This window comes from Paenibacillus sp. F4, assembly GCF_002894905.1.
GTDB classification, from domain to species: domain Bacteria; phylum Bacillota; class Bacilli; order Paenibacillales; family Paenibacillaceae; genus Paenibacillus; species Paenibacillus polymyxa_B.
This window is the reverse complement of record NZ_POVS01000014.1, coordinates 313797-335500: the sequence shown is the minus strand read 5'-3', so window position 1 is coordinate 335500 and position 21704 is coordinate 313797. Positions and strand designations below refer to the sequence as shown.

15 protein-coding genes are annotated in these 21704 nt (G+C 48.7%); 13 read left to right on the top strand and 2 right to left on the bottom strand.

The window, feature by feature from the left end; all coding sequences use genetic code 11:
• Nucleotides 1–454 precede the first annotated feature (454 nt).
• The gene (locus C1T21_RS16690) at nt 455–835 is read left to right on the top strand and encodes a winged helix-turn-helix transcriptional regulator (protein WP_103049044.1); all 381 of its coding nucleotides are present in this window, start codon (nt 455–457) and stop codon (nt 833–835) included.
• A gap of 46 nt (nt 836–881) precedes the next feature.
• Here the strand turns inward: C1T21_RS16690 and C1T21_RS16685 are convergent, their stop codons facing one another.
• Nucleotides 882–1952 (bottom strand): SDR family oxidoreductase, encoded by a 1071-nt coding sequence (locus tag C1T21_RS16685; RefSeq protein ID WP_025685980.1) that lies wholly within the window; start codon nt 1950–1952, stop codon nt 882–884.
• A gap of 165 nt (nt 1953–2117) precedes the next feature.
• Between C1T21_RS16685 and C1T21_RS28050 the strand changes: the two genes are divergently transcribed.
• A complete protein-coding gene (locus C1T21_RS28050) occupies nt 2118–2450 on the top strand; it encodes a hypothetical protein (protein WP_223822016.1) in 333 nt (110 codons plus the stop codon).
• Nucleotides 2451–2933: 483 nt separating this feature from the next.
• On the opposite strand, the gene C1T21_RS16675 is transcribed toward C1T21_RS28050, so the two are convergent.
• A complete protein-coding gene (locus tag C1T21_RS16675) occupies nt 2934–3335 on the bottom strand; it encodes a VOC family protein (RefSeq protein WP_103049043.1) in 402 nt (133 codons plus the stop codon).
• A 947-nt stretch (nt 3336–4282) separates the two neighbouring features.
• Between C1T21_RS16675 and C1T21_RS16670 the strand changes: the two genes are divergently transcribed.
• The 11 genes from C1T21_RS16670 (at nt 4283) to C1T21_RS16620 (ending at nt 21653) form a co-directional block, all read left to right on the top strand.
• Nucleotides 4283–8308: a DUF5695 domain-containing protein gene (locus C1T21_RS16670; protein ID WP_103049042.1), complete on the top strand. Its 4026-nt coding sequence runs from the start codon at nt 4283–4285 to the stop codon at nt 8306–8308.
• Between the two features lie 135 nt (nt 8309–8443).
• Nucleotides 8444–9742, top strand: a complete 1299-nt coding sequence (gene melA / locus C1T21_RS16665; protein ID WP_103049041.1) for an alpha-glucosidase/alpha-galactosidase — start codon at nt 8444–8446, stop codon at nt 9740–9742.
• A 13-nt stretch (nt 9743–9755) separates the two neighbouring features.
• Nucleotides 9756–11582 (top strand): cache domain-containing sensor histidine kinase, encoded by a 1827-nt coding sequence (locus C1T21_RS16660; RefSeq protein WP_103049040.1) that lies wholly within the window; start codon nt 9756–9758, stop codon nt 11580–11582.
• A 16-nt stretch (nt 11583–11598) separates the two neighbouring features.
• Nucleotides 11599–13191 carry a response regulator gene (locus tag C1T21_RS16655; protein ID WP_103049039.1) on the top strand — a complete coding sequence of 531 codons (1593 nt, stop codon included), beginning with the start codon at nt 11599–11601 and terminating at the stop codon, nt 13189–13191.
• Between the two features lie 123 nt (nt 13192–13314).
• Nucleotides 13315–14670: an ABC transporter substrate-binding protein gene (locus C1T21_RS16650; RefSeq protein WP_258012498.1), complete on the top strand. Its 1356-nt coding sequence runs from the start codon at nt 13315–13317 to the stop codon at nt 14668–14670.
• A gap of 33 nt (nt 14671–14703) precedes the next feature.
• Entirely contained in the window at nt 14704–15609 is a 906-nt protein-coding gene (locus C1T21_RS16645) for a carbohydrate ABC transporter permease (protein ID WP_061832109.1), read from the top strand.
• Complete coding sequence (locus tag C1T21_RS16640; RefSeq protein WP_103049037.1) at nt 15606–16532, top strand: carbohydrate ABC transporter permease; 927 nt, start codon at nt 15606–15608, stop codon at nt 16530–16532. Before C1T21_RS16645 ends, C1T21_RS16640 begins: the two co-directional genes overlap by 4 nt.
• Before the next feature lie 165 nt (nt 16533–16697).
• Nucleotides 16698–17807, top strand: coding sequence for a M24 family metallopeptidase (locus C1T21_RS16635; protein WP_103049036.1), 1110 nt, complete (start codon nt 16698–16700; stop codon nt 17805–17807).
• A 69-nt stretch (nt 17808–17876) separates the two neighbouring features.
• Nucleotides 17877–19400: an Ig domain-containing protein gene (locus C1T21_RS16630; protein ID WP_103049035.1), complete on the top strand. Its 1524-nt coding sequence runs from the start codon at nt 17877–17879 to the stop codon at nt 19398–19400.
• Nucleotides 19401–19446: 46 nt separating this feature from the next.
• Nucleotides 19447–20655, top strand: a complete 1209-nt coding sequence (locus C1T21_RS16625) for an NAD(P)/FAD-dependent oxidoreductase (protein WP_103049034.1) — start codon at nt 19447–19449, stop codon at nt 20653–20655.
• The gene (locus tag C1T21_RS16620; protein ID WP_103049033.1) at nt 20652–21653 is read left to right on the top strand and encodes a proline racemase family protein; all 1002 of its coding nucleotides are present in this window, start codon (nt 20652–20654) and stop codon (nt 21651–21653) included. Before C1T21_RS16625 ends, C1T21_RS16620 begins: the two co-directional genes overlap by 4 nt.
• Nucleotides 21654–21704 lie beyond the last annotated feature (51 nt).

Sequence of the window (21704 nt, the reverse complement as noted above, 5' to 3'; positions counted from 1 at the left end):
ATAATCGAACTACAAAGAATGACGGCACGGGGAGGACCAAATATCTGAAATAATTACTAAGCAGCAAAATGAACTTGCCAAAATGATTAAACGTTATGCAAAAACCGATGGTGTTCATGCTACTATATTCTGTCGTTAGTTTTCATACATCCTCTAAAAGCGTCTAAAAGCATAAAAAGGTTCAAAATATAACGAAACTAGTAAAGGGAAGGGAAATACTTTTACGGAATGTAAGCAAAACTTAATTCGGGGTTCAACTAACGGAAAACGATAGTTGAATTTAGAACAGAGAGCACACTGCCGCGGCAAATGCTCCCTCTTTCATTGAAGTAACGGGCAGGATAGCCTAATATTTTGGTTGTCGTTATAATGTTTAATAGGGACATTTAATGGCTCCAATTCATCAGGAGTTACCAATGACCTATGTCGAAATATTCGAAAAGGGGCAAGTTGTGTGAAAAAGACTGAAAAAATTTACAACACTGCAGTTGAGGCAACTTTAGAGGTGATTGGTGGGAAATGGAAACCTGTTATTCTCTTTCATTTGACATTCGGTAAGAAACGTAATAATGAATTTAAGAGCTTGATTCCCGCAATTACTCAAAAGATGTTAACGCAGCACCTTCGGGAGCTTGAAGAAGAGGGCGTCATCTTACGTATTTCCTATAATCAGGTACCACCTAGAGTTGAGTATGAGTTGACAGACTACGGCTGGAGTCTAAAGGAACTCCTACATCTGATGTGCCGTTGGGGGGATTCGCATATAGAGAGAAAGTACGAGGGAAAGGCTACTGTTCTGGCTAATCCAATGCTTACAGACGTAAATAAAAGTTAAGAAACCGACCCAGTACAAGGTCGGCTTTCTTATTTTATACGGTAGTTTACGGGATGACTTTGCGCTTGCGGAAGTCGTTGAAGATGTTCATAAACATTGCCTCGGTATCGACGAATTCGTGAAAGCCTAAACGACGAGCCTTAGTTCCGTCGGCAAAAAAATCGTAATCCCATGCAAACACGAAATCGCCGAATAGCCAAGAGGATACGTCTTTATAGGAATTCCGAGCAAGCCCATGCTTCTCAACCATTTTGTTCCAAAGCTGCTCCTTGTCCTCCATGACAACGTCCAGAGACATCTGCAACGGAGGCGCTGTTTCCATACCAAAGTATTGAGCGATCTTCGGCCATAACTCATTCCAACGGAACAGATCGCCGTTCGTAATGTTGAATGCCTGATTCGCACAGCGCTCGTCGGTCGCCGCCCATACTGTTGCCTTTGCGAGAAGCCCAGCGTCTGTCATCTCCAAGAGGCTGTTGTAAGCTCCCGACTTACCTGGAAACCGCAAAGGTATTCCCAGTTCCTTAGAAATTGAAGCGTAAATCGCTATGACCATTGCGAGGTTCATCGGATTTCCAAGCGAGAAGCCGCAGACTACAGAAGGACGGAGTGCAGACCAAGTCCAAGCCTTACCTTTTTGCCGTTGTTCTAAGAAATCTTGCTGATCAATATTGAACTCAGGAGGCATGTGGTTAGCGTCTGTCTCACGAGCAGGAGTTTTGAACGGGCCGAGATGTGCGCCGTATACCTTGTATCCCTGCATCAGACTGACATGTTTCAAGCCCGACGCGATTGGTTCGATCACTTCTACGATGTTCACTAACATGGCGAGGTTCGGTGGAACAAGTTCAGCCCAAGTTTGACGGTCTTGGTAAGCAGCATAAAAAATGTGTGTTACCCCAGTTAAATCGCTTAACTTCTCGTGAAGATCGTCTATATTGAGTAGATCCGCAGCCACATATCGAACATGGTTGCTAGATTCTCCACCGCGACGCGATACGCCGATCACGTCCCAATCAGGAAGAGAGATGAGGTGATCAATGAGGTTGCGACCGATAACACCATTCGCACCTACGACCAAGGCGACTTTGCGTGTTGTTGTAGATTCATTATTCATAGTGTTTCAGCTCCTTCTGTACATTCTTTGTACAACATTATTTTGCATCAACTAACCATACATAGGAAGTACGCACTATAAAGTGACATAAGCACTTTAAAGTAATCGAGGTATAGTTTCTTAATTGGGAGTATTGCTCCAGATGCTGTCCATGTAAGAGGGAATGTGACAAGAAGTGAAAAGGGTATTACACATTTTGTTTGTGAAGAAAGATTTCCTAGTATTGAAGTACTTAAGGAAAGATGCCAGTATTACTTAAACCTAAATGATGAGACTAACTGGAAAGATTACATACTGGGGTATTTTGCTCATATCTATGCGGACATAAGATGGACGGAAACAGTTTATTCGAATTTTGAACGTGAGTACCGAGGAAAAAAAGATGAAATAAGAAAAGTTTATAATATTGAGTCAAATCAGGTGGAATTTAATTTAATTAGGAGAAAAGAATGGGCTGGAAGCCGTTCTAAACAAGCTCTATGTAGGAAATGCCTATAGTATTGAACCATTGTTAACTCAAATTGAAGTAAGCCAATACCGAGATATAAAACTACAGTGGCTACGCAATAAGGACAATGAACCCCAGATTACCCCAATTTATTTAAAAGAAGATTTGATTAAGAGTTTTGTTACAAAGACATCACATGAGCTTAACGACTTATATAAAGAATGGGGAATCGAGTCTCTCTAAGCAAATTTGAGCTAAGGGGACACGGTAGTTGAATATCACGCATTGTTGAGCAGGCGTTACAATCTGCTCTTTTTATTAAACTAACGGGCAGGTTAGTTCAAATATGTGTTAATATTGATTATTTATGTAAGACCAATAAATTAATACGGGCTAATCCAGGTGATTTTGTATAAGTTTAACCCACCGAATTTTTCCTTCTAAGCAATGATTTTGATTTGAATTACAGATATGAGATTATAGGGGGTATAAAAAACGCCGGTGACCTTAAGCAGGTGACCGGCGTTTTCATATTAGCGTTTCGGCATTTTGCTCTCATCCATGTACAGCAGGTTCCAGCGGTGACCATCCAGGTCGGCAAATCCTGCACCGTACATCCAGCCGTCAATTTCACTCGGCTTGCCAAAGATGTTTCCTCCGGCAAACTCTACTTTTTGAATAAAGGCATCTACTTCTTCTCTGCTTTCAGCGCCAATGGAAAATATTACTTCTGCGGTATGGGAAGTATCTGCGGTTTTTGAATCTGTAAATTTCTCAAACGTCGCATCCGGGAACAGCAGAATCGTTGTTTGGCCTATGGCAAGCTTGGATCTCTCGTTACCAATGCTCACCGCATGGAATCCAATCTCATTGAAAAAGGCAGTTGACCTCTCAACATCTTTGACCGGCAGGTTAATCCAGATCTCCTGTGACATGGCTGTAGCCTCCTGGAATATATTTTCAACTACTCCTACTATACTCTACTTCTGGCAGCAGAAGCGAATCTTATAAAAGAAACCGCAAGGTATGACATTCCTGTCATGCATTCTACGGTTTCCTTAGTAAACTTATTTATTTGTCTGCTCCAGTATCGTCTCCGTCAAGGTATCGATCTAGCCAAGAATGGATTTCGCATCAAAGTAGAAGTTCGTTTTGTAATCCAGTCTATGGAGAAGCACCCTCAGCACGAAACATATAATTACTTAAATTAAATTTTTGGGACTAAAGTAGAATTAAAACATTGAACTAACGGGAAACGATAGTTCAATGATAAAGTGGTGGTCTGGAAATTTTCGAAGTTCAGTTACAGTTAATAGGGCTTTTTCATTGTCTACAAAATGGGGCTTGACCAATACAAAGCATACCATTGGAATCAGCCCAGTCGATAGATACTTTCAGCAGATTTTTCCTCATACTCTACCCCAAAGATTCTTTACATACATAGACTCCAAATTCTACCTTAGGAACGAATCTATTAAATAAATATCTTCGCATCTGGAAAACCAACGTAACGATTCCCCACTACAGCAACTCAAAATAAATTTCTCAGTTTCACGGTGTCCGTTTGTATAATCTGATCAAACCCCGATATATCTAAAAATGCCTCCCTTGCTCTCTATCTAAATTTCCTGTTTCTCCATCCTCTATAATCTTAATTCAGAAAAATCTGTCATAGCTTGGTTGATTGCCAATCTAACAGTATCCCCTTATTAGGTTGAAATCCTATATAAATCGGTTGAAAATGTTGATTTTACCAATGGACCAGGATTTGTACAATAGAGTTGTAGCGCTTACATTTCCAAGGAGGTTACAGCGAAATGAAGAGACTTCAGGTGATTGGCAAGCAAATCAGGACCCCGAGATCCAAAAGGAGGCCGTGTTGATGAAATTTAAGGGAATATTGGCGGCATTTTTGTTTTTAACCACAGCGTCTGTGTTGTTTGGGACGCATACGGCAGAGGCCCATGAACTATCCAATGACAAGCTGACGATTCAGACAGGGGAGCATGGAGAAATTTCATCCATACGTATCAAGGGAGATGCTTTCCCGACAGAGTATGTCATGAACGCAACGGTAACACCTGAACAGAACACCGCGGATCATCAGTGGCTAGGGGAGTTGATGTTCACGTACCGATTGGATGGAGGCAGCTGGACGAAGGCATGGACGAACAAGTCGGCAGACGCACGTAAGATCACAACCAGTGGTAACCGTGTCACTGTCACGTACGAGAATTCTACTAATGCAGAAGGCATACGCAATTTTAAAGTCATCGAAACGTATTCGGCAGAGTCGAATGGTTCGGTGTTGTGGAATATACAGGTGCAGAATACAAGTGGAAAAAAACTGGAGATTGGCGATTTCGGTTTGCCTCTGCCTTTTAATGAGCAGTGGACCAACGGTGATGCGATCTACGAAACTAGAGTGGTGACGCATTCCTTTGTCGGCAATAACAGCTCCTATATTACAGCTGGGCGTCCCAGCGGCATTGGTTCTTCCCTGCTGCTGATTCCTGATTCCTCAACGGGTGCGGGCTTTGAGTATCAGGATCACTGGCGGGATGAGGAGCATCCGGGCAGCAAATGGGCCTGGAACCCGGCCAACGAAGGCAAATGGCTGGAAGGACTCAATGTATTTTATATTCATTCCAATGTCATCAAGTCCACCAATCGGGGGTATTTGCCCAATACAAGCCTGATCCTGAATCCTGGTCAAAGCAAAAACTATGGTTTCAAGTTTCTAGCGGTGAAGGACGAGCATGATGTGAAAGATACGTTGTACCAAGAAGACTTGGTGGATACAACAGTCGTACCGGGTATGATCGTGCCTACGAATCAAAAGGCGAAGGTGGACCTGCGCTCCAAGCAGGCGATCAGCAAAGTAACCTATCCAGACGGAACCGTTATTCCGGAGACGGATAGCAAGACCGGAGGACATCACATTTATGAATTGAAATTTACTAAGCTGGGCCCGAACTTCGTCACGGTAGAATACGGCAACGGTAATAAAACGGTTTTACAGTTCTATGCCATCGAGCCGATTGATCAGGCGTTGCAACGGCACGCTACATTTATGGTCGACAAAACCCAATGGAATGTACCGGGTGATCTGCGCGACAAGGTATTTGATGATTGGATGATGCATACCAAATCCAAACGGAACATTTTCAATGGCTATTGGGGCTGGGGAGACGATTGGGGTCTGACGCACGGACAGTTCCTGGCTGAGAAAAACACACTGTCTCCCGTCGCCAAAGAGGTGCGGGCAGTAGACGATTATTTGGAGACGGCGATCTGGACGAACCTGATGAATGGACATCATGAGGATTATTTAATTCATGATTTCTTGATGCCGGAGCCTAACGATACACCGACCTATCGAGGGTATGCGTATCCGCACGTATACAACACGTATTTCAGCATGTACAAGATTGCCAAGGAATACCCGGATCTTGTCACTTACAAGCATCCAAAGGAAACCTATTTGCTGCGGGCGTATAACATTTTCAAAGCATTATATGAAGGGCCAGTCGCGTACAACTGGGAAACAGGTTTGATGGGCGAACTGACCACACCGGATATTATTCAGGCACTTCATGATGAAGGCTATGATGATGAAGCGAATGATCTCAAGGAAAAAATGGATCGCAAATATAACAATTTTAAAAATACAAAGTATCCTTACGGTTCTGAATATAGCTATGACAATACAGGGGAAGAGGCTGTATATACGTTAGCCAAACAGAATATAGATACAGAGGGCGAGCAAAGCAAAGCCCTGGAAATGATGAGTAAAATTAATGCCAAAACCCGTGCGGCACGCGGTCACATGCCCGTATGGTACTACTACACCGATCCGGTGACGATTACCGGGGAGAACTGGTTTAACTTCCAGTACACGACTTCGCTTGCTGGATATGCGATGGATGACTGGATTCGCCATCATGAGGACAATCACCGTGAGGAACAACAACGGTTGTCCTATGCAGCTAAAATTGCCAATGTCGGAGCGATTAACTCCGGGCAAATCAGCTCGGACCCTGAAAACATCGGGGCGGTCGCATGGACGTATCAAGCGGAAAAAGGCAATAACGGCACGAACGGCACTGGCGGCGGTAAAAATGTTCCGCTTTTTAACGGCTGGCGCGGCATGAGCGGCGAGGCTGATCTCGGATTGTTCGGTGCGCTCAAAACGTTAAGTGCTGATATCGCAATTGATCCTATTTTCGGATTGACGGGCTACGGTGCAGAGGTGAGCAAAAGCGGCAACGTGTATACGATCAAGCCGCTGGATGGCCTGTTCAAGCGCATCAATCTGATCACGGAAAAGCTGTATATCGAGCTGGAAAAGGACCAATATACAGAAGCCAAGCTGGCAACTTCCAAGGATTACGTATGGCTCCAACTGAAAAATCAAACGCCGGGTCAAGCCCATTCCACGTACGTTACATTTGACGGTTTGAAAAAAGGAACGTATTTAGTTAAAATAGGCGGTCAATCACAAGGGAAGTTTAATGCGTATGCGCCTTCCAACAAGCTTAAATTGGAGATTGGTACAGCTTCCTCCTACACGGTAGAGCTGACACCGACCACACCTGATCCGAACAAGGCACCTGTCGTAGATGCTGGCAAAGATTCGAAGGTGAAGTTGCCGGATCAAATCATTTTGAAAGGCACGGCTACGGATGATGGACTTCCACAAGGCAAGGTGACGAGCGAGTGGAGTCTGGTCGAAGGACCCCAGGACGCGAAGGTCACATTCAGCAGCAAAACATCACTGCGCACGAAGGTGGACGTTTCCGAGCCGGGAACGTATGTGTTCAAGCTGACAGCCAGCGATTCTCAGTTGTCAGCGGAGGCTAAAGTAACGGTGGTAGCTGAGCCAGCGGCACCATTACTTGAACAGCTTGCAGTTTACAAGTTTGATGAAACAAGCGGTTCTGTGGTTGCGGATTCATCGGACAGTGGCAATGATGCTGCCGTGAAGGGAACGGCTGCATGGGCTGCGGGTAAAACAGGCAATGCTGTCAGCCTGAACGGCAAAGACAGCTATGTGCAGCTTCCGGCGGGTATTGTCAGTCGTGCACAGCAATTGACCGTATCCGGCTGGGTCAAAGCGAACAGCCTGAGCGATTATGTGCGGATTTTTGACTTCGGCTCCGGGACGAATGAATATATGTTCTTGACGCCTAAAGCAGGAAATACCATGCTGTTTGCCATTACCAACCAAGGCAACGGGCAGGGACAGGAGCAGACGATTGAAGGCCCTGTACTGCCGACAGGCGTATGGAAGCATGTTGCGGTCACGCTTTCGGGTTCCACGGGTATTTTGTACGTGGATGGAAAAGAAGTGGGACGCAATACCAACCTGACCTTAAATCCTACCAGTCTGGGTCAGACCAAAAATAATTTTATCGGCAAATCTCAGTACCCTGATCCATATTTCAATGGTCTGGTGGATGAATTCCGTATCTACAGCCGTGCTTTGAATGCAACCGAGGTGGCAGGTCTGGCCTCCGGTACAGCACAGAATCTGGCGGCAACTGAGAAAATCACCGCGTTAAAAGAAGTAAATGTAACGACACATGTCGGTGAAAAACCCGAACTGCCAAGCGTCGTGGAAGCTACGTATGGAGAAGGCTCCACCAAATGGGTGGCTGTGGAATGGGAGGATATAGACCCTGCACAATATGCTGCTCCAGGTTCGTTTGAGTTGAAGGGCAAAGTAGTGGGGACAGAGTTAGAGGCAATTGCGAAGGTAACCGTGATTGAGGCAGGGGCTGCGGCTCCATCGGTAACACCGGTTAGCCCGGAAACTTCAGTAACCCCGCCAACTACGACACCCTCGGTAACATCTGCCTTACCGCCTCGGCCTGTCAGCTCCGCTAAATCAGCGGGAGTATCCTGAATGGGAGGCAACAACGCATAGTCATGAGTAACCTTTCCCATCGTCACTTTCTTCCTATAAAGGGGAGAGTGGCGGTGGGTATCCTTGCATTTGAGGTGCAAAACCGCGAACAAAAAGGTGAATGGGGGAAAAAGTATGAGCAAGATTACATTTCTGGGTGCAGGCAGTACGGTATTTGCTAAAAATGTGCTTGGCGATTGTATGTTGACGCCTGCTTTGCAGGGCTTTGAACTGGCGTTGTTCGATATTGACCCCGTAAGGCTGAAAGATTCGGAAAATATTTTATCCAATTTGAAAAAAACAACAGGGAGCACCTGTGTGATTCGCTCCTATACTGACCGCAAGGAAGCGCTACGTGGAGCGACCTATGTGGTAAATGCCATTCAGGTGGGCGGCTATGATCCGTGTACAATTACGGATTTTGAAATTCCCAAAAAATACGGCCTGCGCCAAACGATTGCCGATACGGTCGGCATTGGCGGTATTTTCCGCAATTTACGCACGATTCCGGTGATGCTCGATTTTGCGGCAGATGTGCGCGAAGTGTGCCCGGATGCATGGTTTCTCAACTACACGAATCCGATGGCAGTGCTAACGAATGTGATGAACGTTTATGGCGGTGTCCGTACGGTAGGGCTGTGTCATAGCGTGCAGGCATGTATACCGGAGCTGTTTAAAAGCCTCGGGCTGGAGCAGGAAGGTGTAAAGGCAAAAATCGCAGGCATCAATCATATGGCGTGGCTGCTCGCAGTGAGCAAGGACGGTGTAGATTTATATCCTGAGATTAAAAAACGAGCCGCCGCTAAGCAGCAGGAAAAGCATCAGGATATGGTGCGCTTTGAAATGATGCTGAAATTCGGCTATTACATTACGGAATCGTCCGAGCATAATGCGGAGTATCATCCGTATTTTATCAAACGGGCATACCCTGAGCTGATTGAGCGCTTCAATATTCCTTTGGATGAATACCCGCGCCGCTGTGTGAACCAGATTGCACGATGGGAAACGATGCGTGAGGAGCTTTTGGGTAATCAGGATCTGCGTCATGAACGGTCAAATGAGTATGCCTCTTATATATTTGAGGCGATCGAAACGAATCAGCCTTTTGCCATTGGCGGCAATGTGATGAACACAGGCTTAATTACCAATCTGCCGAAGGAAGCCTGTGTGGAGGTACCTTGTCTGGTGAATCGTAGCGGGGTTACGCCAACCTTTGTCGGGGATTTGCCACCCCAATGCGCAGCGCTGAACCGGACGAATATTAATACCCAGCTGTTAACGATTGAAGCTGCAATCACCGGGAAAAAGGAGCACATTTATCATGCTGCTATGTTGGACCCGCACACGTCCGCAGAGCTGTCCATGGATGATATCGTTTCTCTGTGTGATGACCTGATTGCAGCCCACGGGACATGGCTCCCAGCCTATGTGTAAGGGAGGCAGATGAATGGGAGGCCGTGGTCGTCAAAAGTTCGCCGGGATTCCTACAATCCGTGGGAAATTCATTGTACTGACGCTGGTACTCACCGTCATTCCGATGGTGGTACTGACCTTTACCTTTTACCGGATCGCGGCCCATTCCCTTGGTGAGAAGTCAGAAGCGCTGGCTATGCAGTCCCGGCAAATGAGTGAAAATTACGTCAATGCGACGCTCTCCGATTTGAATGATCTGACCAATTCCATTCTCAGCAATCCTGATGTGCAGTCTACGCTGGAGACCAAGCCGGAAGATGATTATGAATATTTACGGAACGATGAAACACTCAGTATGGTTGTCCGTACGCAAACCCAGACCAAGCCGTATATCACGTCCTCTCTCATATATGCCGCCAATGGCGGGCTCAAGCATTCTCTCTATCAAGGGAATGTTTCGGTCCGTTTTGGCGGCCTTCCTACATTAGAGGAAGCACGTGTGTACTATCGCCGCCTGCTCGCTGAGCGGCCCATGATGTGGATGGCTCATTCGCCGTTTGAATCAGGACGCGGGATGGCGGAGGATCGCATCTATGTGGGGAAACTGCTCCGAAAAACGACTGGAGATTATGCACCCCTCGGATTTTTGCTGCTGGAAATCGACAAGGCCAGTCTGTTTCGGGGGCTTGCTTTTCATGAAACAGATGGCAATACCCAGATGTGGGTGCTGGATCAGGAGGGCGAGCCTGTATACCGATTGCCGGAGCAGGGTGTTGCGGATCAAGCGCTATTGCGGCAGATTGCCAAATCGGCTGTGGATAGGCCTGTGCTTACGAAGGACTGGAGAACATGGAACGGCCGCCAGACGATGATCTCTTACGGCCCGTTAAATGAAGGACAATGGACGTTGCTGCAAAAAGTTGATCAGTCCGTGCTGTTCGAGGATGCGCGGAAAATTGGCGCCTGGACCATCTGGACTTTTTTGATTGCATTGATGCTGGGCTGGATGTTGTCTTATCGGCTGAGTGACACGATTCGTCGCCCCCTGCTTCAATTGAGTCGATTGATGGCGGTCGATGGGAGTGTGAGCGCTACAGGCTCAGCCCAAGCTTTCGAAGCTCCTACTTCCGTTGTTTTTAATCCTAAGGATGAGGTAGGGCAGATCGGGGAGCGTTTTCTTCATATGATGCAAAAAAATCATGAACTGTACGGTCAGGTCTACGAAGCATTGCTGTCGCGTAAGCAAGCGGAGTTCCGCGCGCTTCAGGCGCAGATTAATCCGCATTTTTTGTACAACACGTTAGAATCACTGAAGGGAATGGCATTGGCGAATGGGCAACGGGATATGGCAGAGGTAATCGGTGCCTTCGGTAAATGCTTTCGCATTTCGCTAAGTTATGGCCGAGAGCAAATCAGTTTGGGACAGGAAGTCGAGCATGTAAGCGCCTATGTGAAGGTGCAGCAGTTCAGGTTTAGGAATTCGTTCGAATGGATTTGCGAGGTAGAGGAGGATATTTGCGGATTTTATGTACCCAAACTGATCCTCCAGCCACTCGTTGAAAATGCTATTTACCACGGCTTAAAAGGGCGCACCGACCGTGGCTATATCATGTTATCCGGTACAAGGGAAGGGGATATGTTGCGTTTGACGGTCAGTGATGATGGGGGCGGTATTGGAGTCGAGCGTCTGAACGATATCCGGAAGTCGCTAGATGCAGAACGGGGGAGTGCTATTGGCTTTGGGCTGCGCAATGTGCATGAACGTCTTCGGCATTATGGTCCGCAATATGGACTGTCCGTGACAAGCGAGCCGGGTCAGTACACCTCGGTTACCTTACTGGCACCCATTCGAACCGAATAAGAAAGGGGAGGATGGCATGTACCGGCTGCTGATTGTGGACGACGAATATCATATTCGGGAAGGACTGAAGCTGATGGTGGCGGAAAGTGGCCTGTCAGTGGAAGTCAGTGATGTGGCGGAGGACGGCGCAACGGCATTACGTTTGTATACGGAGCAGCGACCGGACATGATTTTACTGGATATTAATTTACCGGATATGAGTGGACTGGACGTAGCAAAAACCATTCGGGAAAAGGATCAGCGGACCCCGTTATTATTTCTAACAGGGTACGAATCTATGACGTATATTCGTCAGGCAGTTTCGCTTCAAGCGGTCGATTATTTGCTCAAGCCGGTGACCAGCGGGGATTTTGAAGCGGCATTGAGCCGGGCTGAGGATCGCATTGCACAATGGCGAAGAAGCGAGGAGGATGCCATTCACCGCCATCGTTCTTTGGAGCCATTGTACAGGGAGCATCTACTGCTGGATTTGCTCCAGCAACGGCGTCCTGCAGCCGAGGTCATTCGGGAGATGGACGGGCTGGGATTTTTCGGAGAGACGAATGGGCCGCCTTATACCGTGCTGTGCTGCGAGCTGGAGGAGGCGTCGCAGCAGGAGGCAACCGCCACTAGCAAGCCACACGGTTCCATGCATAAAAGCAGCCATGTATTCGCCGGACTGGCAGGGGAGGCTGCAGCAGCAGCCGGGGCGAAGGCGCATGGTGCGGCGGTTTCCCGCGATCGGCGTGTTGTGCTGCTGGCGACGGCATCTTGCAGGGCGGCGGAGCGGACGGCACAGCAGATTCGTCAGGCCGTGCAGGAACGATTGAGCCTGGGCGTGTCCATCGGGATTAGCCGTCCCGTACAACGGATGGAGCAACTTCCCGAAGCGTATGAGGAAGCTGTGCAAGCGGCGGAGCATCGGGGGTGGGTGGGCTATAGCCAGATCATCCCCTATGAGAGCATTCAGACGGCCGAGCCGAACAGCAGTCAATTACTGGAGAAGGAACTGCTGATGATTACGGAAATTCGAGCCGGCAATGATGCTGCCGTACATGCGATTTTACAGGAATGGTCAGGACAATTGGCGGGCTTGCCTGTCAAGCAGGTGAAAATGATCGTCACTCAGCTCGTCCTGTTCGTCATGCGCATCGTCCAGAGTGATGCATCTGTAGGACAAACGTCCATGCAGGAACAGGACCCGTTGTTGGAGCTGTCCCGATTGCGGCATGGGCCCGAGATGATTGATTATGTATCGCGCTATTTTGTCCGAGTGGGTCGCCATGTCCGAGAATCACGCGAGAAGGGCATTCCACGCAAATTCCAACGGGCCAAGGAATGGATTCGGGAGCATCTTCAGGAGGATGGCGGGCTGAACCGTCTGGCAGAGTACATGAATATGAGCCCCAAGTATTTGAGTGCCCGTTTCAAGCAAGTTACAGGTGAAAGCTTCGCCGACTACCAGACGCGTGTTCGCTTTGAGCGAGCCCGAGAACTGCTGCTGGACCCGAATCGCAAGGTGGCGGAGGTAGCGGAGGTTGTGGGATTCACAGATACCAACTATTTTAGCATTGCCTTTAAAAAGCATACCGGACTGACCCCGACGGAGTTTCGTAAAACATTTTTGTAAACGCGCTGTTAAAAAAATCATACCAAAACAAAGAGAGTCTGGAGTCGTTGGGTGGTCGGCTCTGGGCTCTCGGCGCATAATAGGCTTGTAAGGAGAAACCAGTTCAGGAAGGGGCCGGTTGATTTGCTGAAACGAAGGTTGCGGACATGGATGGCTCTCGTGATGACGGCGATGTTGACAGGACTGACGGCTTGCAGTGGTAACGCTGGCGAACCGGCTAATCCCAATGCGGTCGAACTCAAGTTCATGTACTGGGGAAGCAATGACGAGAAGCAGGCGATGGAAAAAATGATTCAAAGCTTTAATGCATCCCACCCGAACATCCGGGTGAAGGGCGAGCATGTCCCTGGTGACTACACGACGAAAATTAACACGTTAATGGCTGCCAATCAGCTTCCTGATATCGCCTACTTGGGCGATTCGCTCACGATGAAATGGGCAAGTGAAGGCAGACTCCTGGATTTATCCTCTTATTATGACGAATATCCCGAATTAAAAAACAAGCTCAAATCCTCCTATCTCTACAGCGAACCTGGCAAGTCTATCGGAAATTACACCGCATTGGAAGTGATGCAGTTATTTTACAACAAGGAGTTGTTTACAGAAGCAGGGGTACCCGTCCCTCCGGCTCATCCTCAAAAAGCGTGGACATGGGATGAATTTCTGGAAATTGCCAAAAAGCTGACCAAGGATCAGAACGGCAAGCATCCGGGAGACAGTGGATTTGATCCGAAAAATATTGTGCAATACGGCTTTGCCTTCGGCAATGACCGCAGCTCCTGGGGGCCGCTTTTAGCGAGCAACGGTGGAGGTTTGACTGACAAAACAGGCAAGAAGTACACCCTGAACAGTCCTGAGTCGGTGGAGGTTTTTCAGAAGCTGCAGGATCTGGTTTTCAAGGAGCATGTTTCTCCTGATTTGATCCAGCAGCAGGACATGCCGTCCAATACGATTCGGCTTCAGACAAGAAAGGTCGCCATGGTGGTTGACGGGACATGGTCCCTGCTCGATTTTTCGAACAACAAGCAGCTGCAATGGAGTATCGGCGTCCTACCGAAGCTAAAAGAGCCCAAAACGATGATCGTTGCGGGAGCCACGGTCATTTTCCAGAGCACCAAGCACCCGAAGGAAGCGCTCGAATTTTATTTGTACCATAACAATCCCGAAAAGGTGGATTTGTTCAAGTCCGGTCTTTGGATGCCTATCGAGGAAAAATATTATACCGATGAGCAGGCCATCCAGTCATGGACGAATAATGCCGCACATCCACCGGAATTTCAAAAGGCAGGCATTGAGTATGCCAGAGATTATGCGATTAAGCCGTCAACTTCGACCCTTCGCAACTGGCCTGATATCGGTTCCAAGCTGACCCCAGGGCTGGATCTGATCTGGACGAACAAGAAGACGCCGCAGCAGACGCTGGATGAACTGGAGCCCATCATTCAGCCATTGCTTCAAGGGGTATACCCGGATGAATAATGCGGCGGGACAGCTGCGAAAGGAGATCGGCCCATGAAGCGACCAAAATCAGGAATGATGCGTATGGAGCGAAACTGGGGTCTGCTATTCGCGCTTCCTGCCATCCTCGGATTAATGATATTTACAATTGGACCGATCGCGGCCTCGTTCGTATTCAGCTTAACCGATTGGACGATTGGTGGACAGATGACCTTTATCGGATTGGACAATTACCGAACTATTTTGACCGAGGATGCTACCTTTTCCCAATCCATGTTCGTGACCACATATTATGCACTGGGCAGCGTACCTCTAGGCTTGGCGGCAGCTTTTATCATTGCGCTGTTATTAAATCAAAAGGTGAAGGGTTTGTCGGTGTTCCGCACGATTTATTATTTACCTACCATTGTACCGAGTATTGCCAACACGATGCTGTGGCTATGGATGTTCAACCCGGATTTTGGTCTGTTAAATTCGCTGTTGGAGAGCGTTGGACTGCCGGGGAGCAAATGGATTTATGACGAGAACACTGCAATACCCTCGCTGATCATGATGAGCACCTGGGGGATCGGGAACACAGTCATTATCTTTTTGGCGGGACTTCAGTCGGTTCCCACCCATCTGTATGAAGCAGCTGAGGTAGACGGCGGCAATAGGTGGCACAAATTTTTTCACATTACCATTCCTTCGATGACACCAACCATTTTCTTCAATCTGGTCATGTCTTTAATCAGCACCTTTCAGGCCTTCAATCAGGCGTATGTCATGACCAACGGGGGACCTAACAATTCAACCCTGTTCTATGTGTTCTACTTGTGGCGTACGGCCTTTACGGAGACTAAAATCGGCTACGCCTCAGCGCTGGCCTGGATCTTATTTTTCGTCATCATGGTGCTAACGGTTCTGATTTTCTCCACATCCAAAAAGTGGGTCCACTATGAAGGAGGGGAACGTTCATGAATCAGGTCACTTCTTCTGTCAATCCTTCAGAAACACCACAACATCCGCTTCCACAGCCTGAACGCTCCCGAAGTCCTGCTACCGCCACCCGTTCCAAACCATTCCCAATCAGCCGTGTTGTACTGTATATCGTTTTAATTATAGGCAGTGTTTTAATGCTGTTGCCATTTGCATGGCTCATTCGTAGCTCTCTGATGGGGACATCGCAAATTTTCGTGTTCCCGCCAGAGTGGATACCCTCTCCTTTTCAATGGAGCAATTACCCGGAAGCGCTGACTTCAGTACCGTTCGGCAGGTATTTTATGAATACGTTCATGATTGAGGTATGTGTGCTGGCAGGAGTGATGTTGACCTCGATTATATCGGCGTTTACCTTTGCCCGCCTGCGCTGGCCTGGACGTAATCTGATTTTTTCCCTGCTGATCGGGTCGATGATGCTGCCTTACGCGGTGACGCTAATACCCACTTTCGTCATGTGGCGTGAGTTGGGCGGGCTGAATACATTTCTGCCGCTGATTGTTCCTGCATGGTTTGGTGGAGGGGCGTTTAACATCTTTTTGATGCGACAATTCATGCTGACGATTCCACGCGATTTGGACGAAGCGGCTTATATGGACGGAGGTACGCCTCTGACTGTACTATGGCGCGTCATTATTCCTTTATCTTCACCTGCATTGATCGTGATCGGAATATTTACATTTATTGATGTGTGGAACGATTTTTTGGGCCCGATTATTTACTTAAGTGACGAAAAGCATTTTACGCTAGCGCTGGGGCTAGCGACTTTTCGGGGATTGAACAATACCAACTGGCCTTACCTGATGGCGGCTTCCAGCACGATTTTGGCTCCCATCGTCCTGATATTTTTTATCGGTCAACGCTATTTTATCGAAGGCATCACATTAACAGGGATCAAAGGCTAAAAGGAAGCTGGGACGCGCTGATGTGCTTGAAAAAGAGACGGAGAATTGGGCACAGGACTTACGGGAATGCGGCAGCGAGAAGAGCATACATGTGTTCAAAGCAAGTGGAGAGAGTGTTCTAAGGCATATGCCCTGAAAAGAGATGTGGAATAAGGAGGCGTACGAGTGAAAGAGGAAGAGAGTCAAAAGACAAAACCGTTACAGGGTGTTCCAGGCAGACTGGCCCGGTTACGCTCGGAATTCCCGGCTCTAGGGATAGATGCACTGCTTATTACACATGGGCCTAATCGAAGATATATGACCGGATTTACAGGCTCCGCTGGAATTGCGCTTGTTACGCAGGAAGAGGCTTTTTTAGTGACGGATTTCCGCTATATGATGCAGGCAACAGATCAGGCAGTGGAATATTCAGTGATTCGGCATGAGGCGCAAATCTTCCAAACCGTGGCCGATCTCACAAGTAAATTGGGTGTCCACAGACTGGGTTTGGAGAGCAGGCATGTCTCACTTCAACAGTCGGGACAGCTTCAAGTCGAGCTGGGCTCGTTGGAGTACGTGCAAACGGAGGATGTCATTGAACGGCTGCGCGATGTGAAAGACGAAGAAGAGATTCGCACCATTAGCGAAGCTGCGCGTATTACCGATGCTGCCTTCACGGAGGTGCTGAATTGTATTAAGCCTGGAGTTACAGAGCGGCGGATTGCGGCGGAACTGGAATATCAGCTTCGGCTCGCAGGCGCGGAATCAGGCGGTTTTGCGTTCATTGTCGCTTCAGGTGAGCGTTCGGCGCTGCCGCACGGACTGGCCAGTGACAAGGAAATTGGTCAGAACGAGTTCGTCACAATGGATTTTGGCGCAAATGTGCGTGGTTATCTATCCGATATCACGCGTACCGTATTCGTAGGCCAGCCCTCAGAACGACATGAGAAATTGTATGCCATTGTGCTGGAGGCAAATATGAAGACGATTGCAGGGCTTCGCCCCGGCATAAGCGGTTGGGAGGGAGACAGTCTGGGGCGGGATGTGATTGCTTCTTACGGCTATGGGGAGCAGTTCGGTCACGGGCTGGGCCACGGTTTTGGTCTGGAAATTCACGAGCAGGTACGGCTGTCCCGCGAAAGTAAGTCGGTGCTCGTACCGGGTCACGTCATTACCGTGGAACCGGGAATTTATATCCCAGGCTTCGGCGGGGTTCGGATTGAGGACGATGTGCTGATCACAGATGACGGTGTCAAGGTACTGACCTCTTCGCCTAAGGAACTGCTTTTATTATAAAACGCAGTGGCGTTATAGGTAACTGTCCATAGTTTGCAAGTCATTCAAAAATGAGATGGAGGGGATCAAATGAACACGCATAAAAGACACACCAAAATATGGCTGACTGCGCTGGCGGCTTCTCTCATTGTGGCTTTGACACCAGCTATTCCGGGTCAACAGGCTTATGCCGAGGCGGAGTCGGATGTAAAAGTCATCGACATCTTTAGTCGGACGGTGAACGATTATGGTATAGATCTGGTTGATTGGCAAGGATATCTGGCGAACCCGTATGTGAAGCTAAAAGTGAAGCCGCCAGCGGATGCTGCTTTTCCGTTAACGGTTACGTTAAATGCGCAGGGCACGTCCCGGCTGATGATGGATCTGCCAAGTACGTTGTCAGCGCAAGGTGCAAGCAAAACGCTGACTTTTGCCAATGCACAGGAGGAAAAAGATTTTCGGCTAGCCATCCATCCTGACCGGATTGGAGGAAACGGTGAAATAGAGAACTATACGCTGTCTATGTCCGTTGCTGGAAATGATGGTCACACGACTACTCAGTCCATTCCAATTCGCGTGTTGGATCAGGACGATAATAAAGAGCCCACAGTCCCTCTCCATTTTGATTACCGCTTCGATACGATCATGCCTTATTTCAATGATGCGGCTACCAAAAAAGCCGCAGAGCTGGCGGTAAAGGACTGGTTCTATTTCTTTGATCTGGCTCCTTTCGATGAGGTTCCTGCCAACGCGGAGGTAAACCATCTGCCAGGAGACGACTGGCAAAATGAAATACAGGTGACAAATGATAAGCCCTACAAAGGCATGTGGGTGTTTATGAGAGGGCTGAACGGGCCTTATTCTACGGGCTTTCCAGCCACGAACGGCAATTATCATACACGTAACGGTGTGACCGTCCCGGGGAACCTGAACCGTTCCTATAGTTTGATTCTGGATTTCTATGATGATGCGATTCCATTCACATCCGTGGACGATGAAGAATGGTATCAATCCGATCTGTCCAAGGTGACGGATGTGCATGGGCTGATCATGCATGAATTCGGTCATGCGATTGTGTTCAGCGACACATTCCCGGGTGTCAAAGCATTGAAGGAAGCGGCGGGCAATGACCCGGATATTATGGATTATCAGCACAGACCAGCTGCATTGGACGACAGCTATCATCTCTCCGGAGAGCTTGCAGAAGTCGACCGATTGAGCGGTCAAAATGGAGGCTGGCGCCATCTGTTCCCGACCCAGCGCTGGATGAACACGAAGCTTTCGCTGCTGGTAGCAGAAAAAGCAGGCTGGCCGCTGCGTAAGGACCTGACTCCTTTCCTCGCGCCAGAAATCATGACGAAGGAATTGCCAGCACCTGTCAAAGGCAAAGCGTACACGGCCAAGCTGGAGGCCAAGGGAGGCGTTCCATTTTACGATTGGACGGTGACAGGCGGTCAACTGCCCGCAGGGTTCACACTGGACCGCTTTACAGGAACGATTAGCGGAACAGCAGGCAGCGGAGCAGGCAACAAGACGTATACGTTCACCGTACAGCTGCGGGATTATGATGAGCTGAGCAAGCCTGTGAAACAAAGCTTTACGCTCAAGCTGTAAAGAATACCTCACAAACAGATTAAAACGGTCGAAGGGAGGGAAGCGAATGAAACATGATGCCGCGGATCTGGTCATTGTAGGCGGCGGAATCATCGGTACAGCCATCGCTTATTATGCGGCTAAGTCCGGTATGAAGGTCGTGCTGGCTGAGCGAGGGGAGATTGCTGGAGGCACTTCGTCCCGTTGTGATGGAAATATATTGGCAATTGATAAAGAGCCCGGTTTTGACAGTCGAATGTCGTTGGTATCGCAGGAGCTGGTGGCAGAGCTGGCTAGGGAACTGGAGGATGAGTTTGAGTATCGTGCGCCTGGCAGTATTCTGGTCTGTGAAAACGATCAGGAGATGCAAGCGGCTGAGCAGTGGGTAGCCCGCCAGCAGCAGGAAGGACTTCCGTTTCGCATGCTGGATCAGCAGGATTTGCGAGAGGAATGGCCACATTTGGCCAAAGATTTGCCGGGCGGGCTGGAGTGTGCGACAGATTCCACTGTGAATCCGGTGTTGATGACGTATGCACTGGCCGAGGCCGCGCGTCGGATGGGAGCGAGGCTACTGCCCCGCACACCGATACAGTCCATCCTTCAGGACGAAAGGGGGAACGTCCGCGGGGTGGAGACGCCTAATGGCGTTATCCATGCAGGTGCAGTGGTATTGGCGGCAGGTGTATGGACACGCAGCATGGGTCATTCACTCGGTTTGGACCTTCCGATTATACCGCGTAAAGGACATATACTGGTGTCTGCTCGAATGCCTTCCATTGGCAACCGCAAGGTAATGGAGTTCGGCTATCTGATGAGCAAGTTTGGCGGTCAGCGGTGTGTGGATGAGCTTTATGAAAAATACGGTGTAGCGCTGGTATTCGAGCCAACCGCATCCCAAAACATTCTGATCGGCAGCAGCCGTCAGTTCGTCGATATGGACACACGTGTCGATCAGCAGGTGATTCGCTTAATCGCCCGCAGAGCCATTCGCTTTTTTCCTGCTTTAGCCAATGTACCGCTGATGCGGGCGTATACCGGCTTGCGTCCATGGACACCTGATCATTTGCCAATTGTATCAGCGATGGACGAAGTACCGGGGCTGTATATCGCTTCTGGCCATGAGGGGGATGGCATTAGTCTTGCGGCGGTTACGGGGAAGCTGGTGACCGAAATGGTACGCGGTGAATCCACTTGTATTCCAGTGGAGCCGCTGCGATATGACCGATTTGGGGAGGCTTTTACCAGCCACGAGGTTCATGGGGAGGTAACCGGATGAGTGTACTGAGCAGAATTACTACCATTGATACCCATACGGGAGGCAATCCGACGCGGACGGTTATTCACGGTGCGCCTAAGCTGGTAGGTCGTACGATGCTGGAAAAAATGACTTATATGGCAGCACATCATGACGATTTTCGCCGTCTGCTGATGTTCGAGCCGCGAGGGCATGAGGTGATGTCGGGCTGCATTTTAACAGAACCTTGTCATCCAGGTGCAGATATGGGTGTGGTCTTTATAGAGACTGGCGGCTATTTACCGATGTGCGGTCACGATACGATTGGAGTATGTACAGCGCTGATGGAAGGCGGGCTGATTGCTGCGGATAAAAAATCGATATTGCTGGACACTCCGGCAGGCCCGGTTCAAGTGCGGCTGGAGGTGGATGCGGGCAAGGTGCGACAAGTAACGTTCACAAACATCCCTTCTTTTGTGTACCGCCGTGAGGTTGAGGTCCAGGTAGAGGATATCGGTCAAGTCACGCTGGATATTGCGTATGGAGGCAACTTTTACGGCATTGTAGAGGCGGCTTCCATCGGTCTTGCACTGGAGCAGAGCAATGGGGCAAAAATTGTACGAACAGCAGTGCAGATTCGGGAGGCAGTGAATGCTGTTGTTGAGGTAGTACATCCTGAAAATCCGGTTATTCAAGGATTGACGCATATTGAATTTTATGGGGAGCCTGTGGCTCCACAGGCCGATTGCCGCAATGTCGTCGTCATCCCACCGGGAGGTATCGATCGTTCTCCTTGTGGCACAGGAACCTCGGCCAAGGTAGCGGTGCTGCACGCCAAGGGAAAACTGGGCTTAAATGAGCCGTTTGTACATGAAAGCATCACAGGTTCCATGTTTCGGGCTGAAATCGTGGGTGAGACGCAGATAGGTCCTTATCCGGCAGTCATTCCACAAATTACAGGTTCGGCTTGGGTGACGGGACATCATCAATTTGTGTTGGACCCCGAGGACCCGCTTAAAGAAGGTTTTTTGCTGATGTGAGCATTTTGCATCATTCCCGAATGCTGAGTATGAAAATAAAGATGGGAAAGG

Coding starts and splice junctions, on each gene's coding strand:
- C1T21_RS16685 (WP_025685980.1), bottom strand. CDS start 1,952: ATGAATAATGAATCTACAACAACACGCAAAGTCGCCTTGGTCGTAGGT.
- C1T21_RS16675 (WP_103049043.1), bottom strand. CDS start 3,335: ATGTCACAGGAGATCTGGATTAACCTGCCGGTCAAAGATGTTGAGAGG.
- C1T21_RS16670 (WP_103049042.1), top strand. CDS start 4,283: ATGAAATTTAAGGGAATATTGGCGGCATTTTTGTTTTTAACCACAGCG.
- melA (WP_103049041.1), top strand. CDS start 8,444: ATGAGCAAGATTACATTTCTGGGTGCAGGCAGTACGGTATTTGCTAAA.
- C1T21_RS16660 (WP_103049040.1), top strand. CDS start 9,756: ATGGGAGGCCGTGGTCGTCAAAAGTTCGCCGGGATTCCTACAATCCGT.
- C1T21_RS16655 (WP_103049039.1), top strand. CDS start 11,599: ATGTACCGGCTGCTGATTGTGGACGACGAATATCATATTCGGGAAGGA.
- C1T21_RS16645 (WP_061832109.1), top strand. CDS start 14,704: ATGAAGCGACCAAAATCAGGAATGATGCGTATGGAGCGAAACTGGGGT.
- C1T21_RS16640 (WP_103049037.1), top strand. CDS start 15,606: ATGAATCAGGTCACTTCTTCTGTCAATCCTTCAGAAACACCACAACAT.
- C1T21_RS16630 (WP_103049035.1), top strand. CDS start 17,877: ATGAACACGCATAAAAGACACACCAAAATATGGCTGACTGCGCTGGCG.
- C1T21_RS16625 (WP_103049034.1), top strand. CDS start 19,447: ATGAAACATGATGCCGCGGATCTGGTCATTGTAGGCGGCGGAATCATC.
- C1T21_RS16620 (WP_103049033.1), top strand. CDS start 20,652: ATGAGTGTACTGAGCAGAATTACTACCATTGATACCCATACGGGAGGC.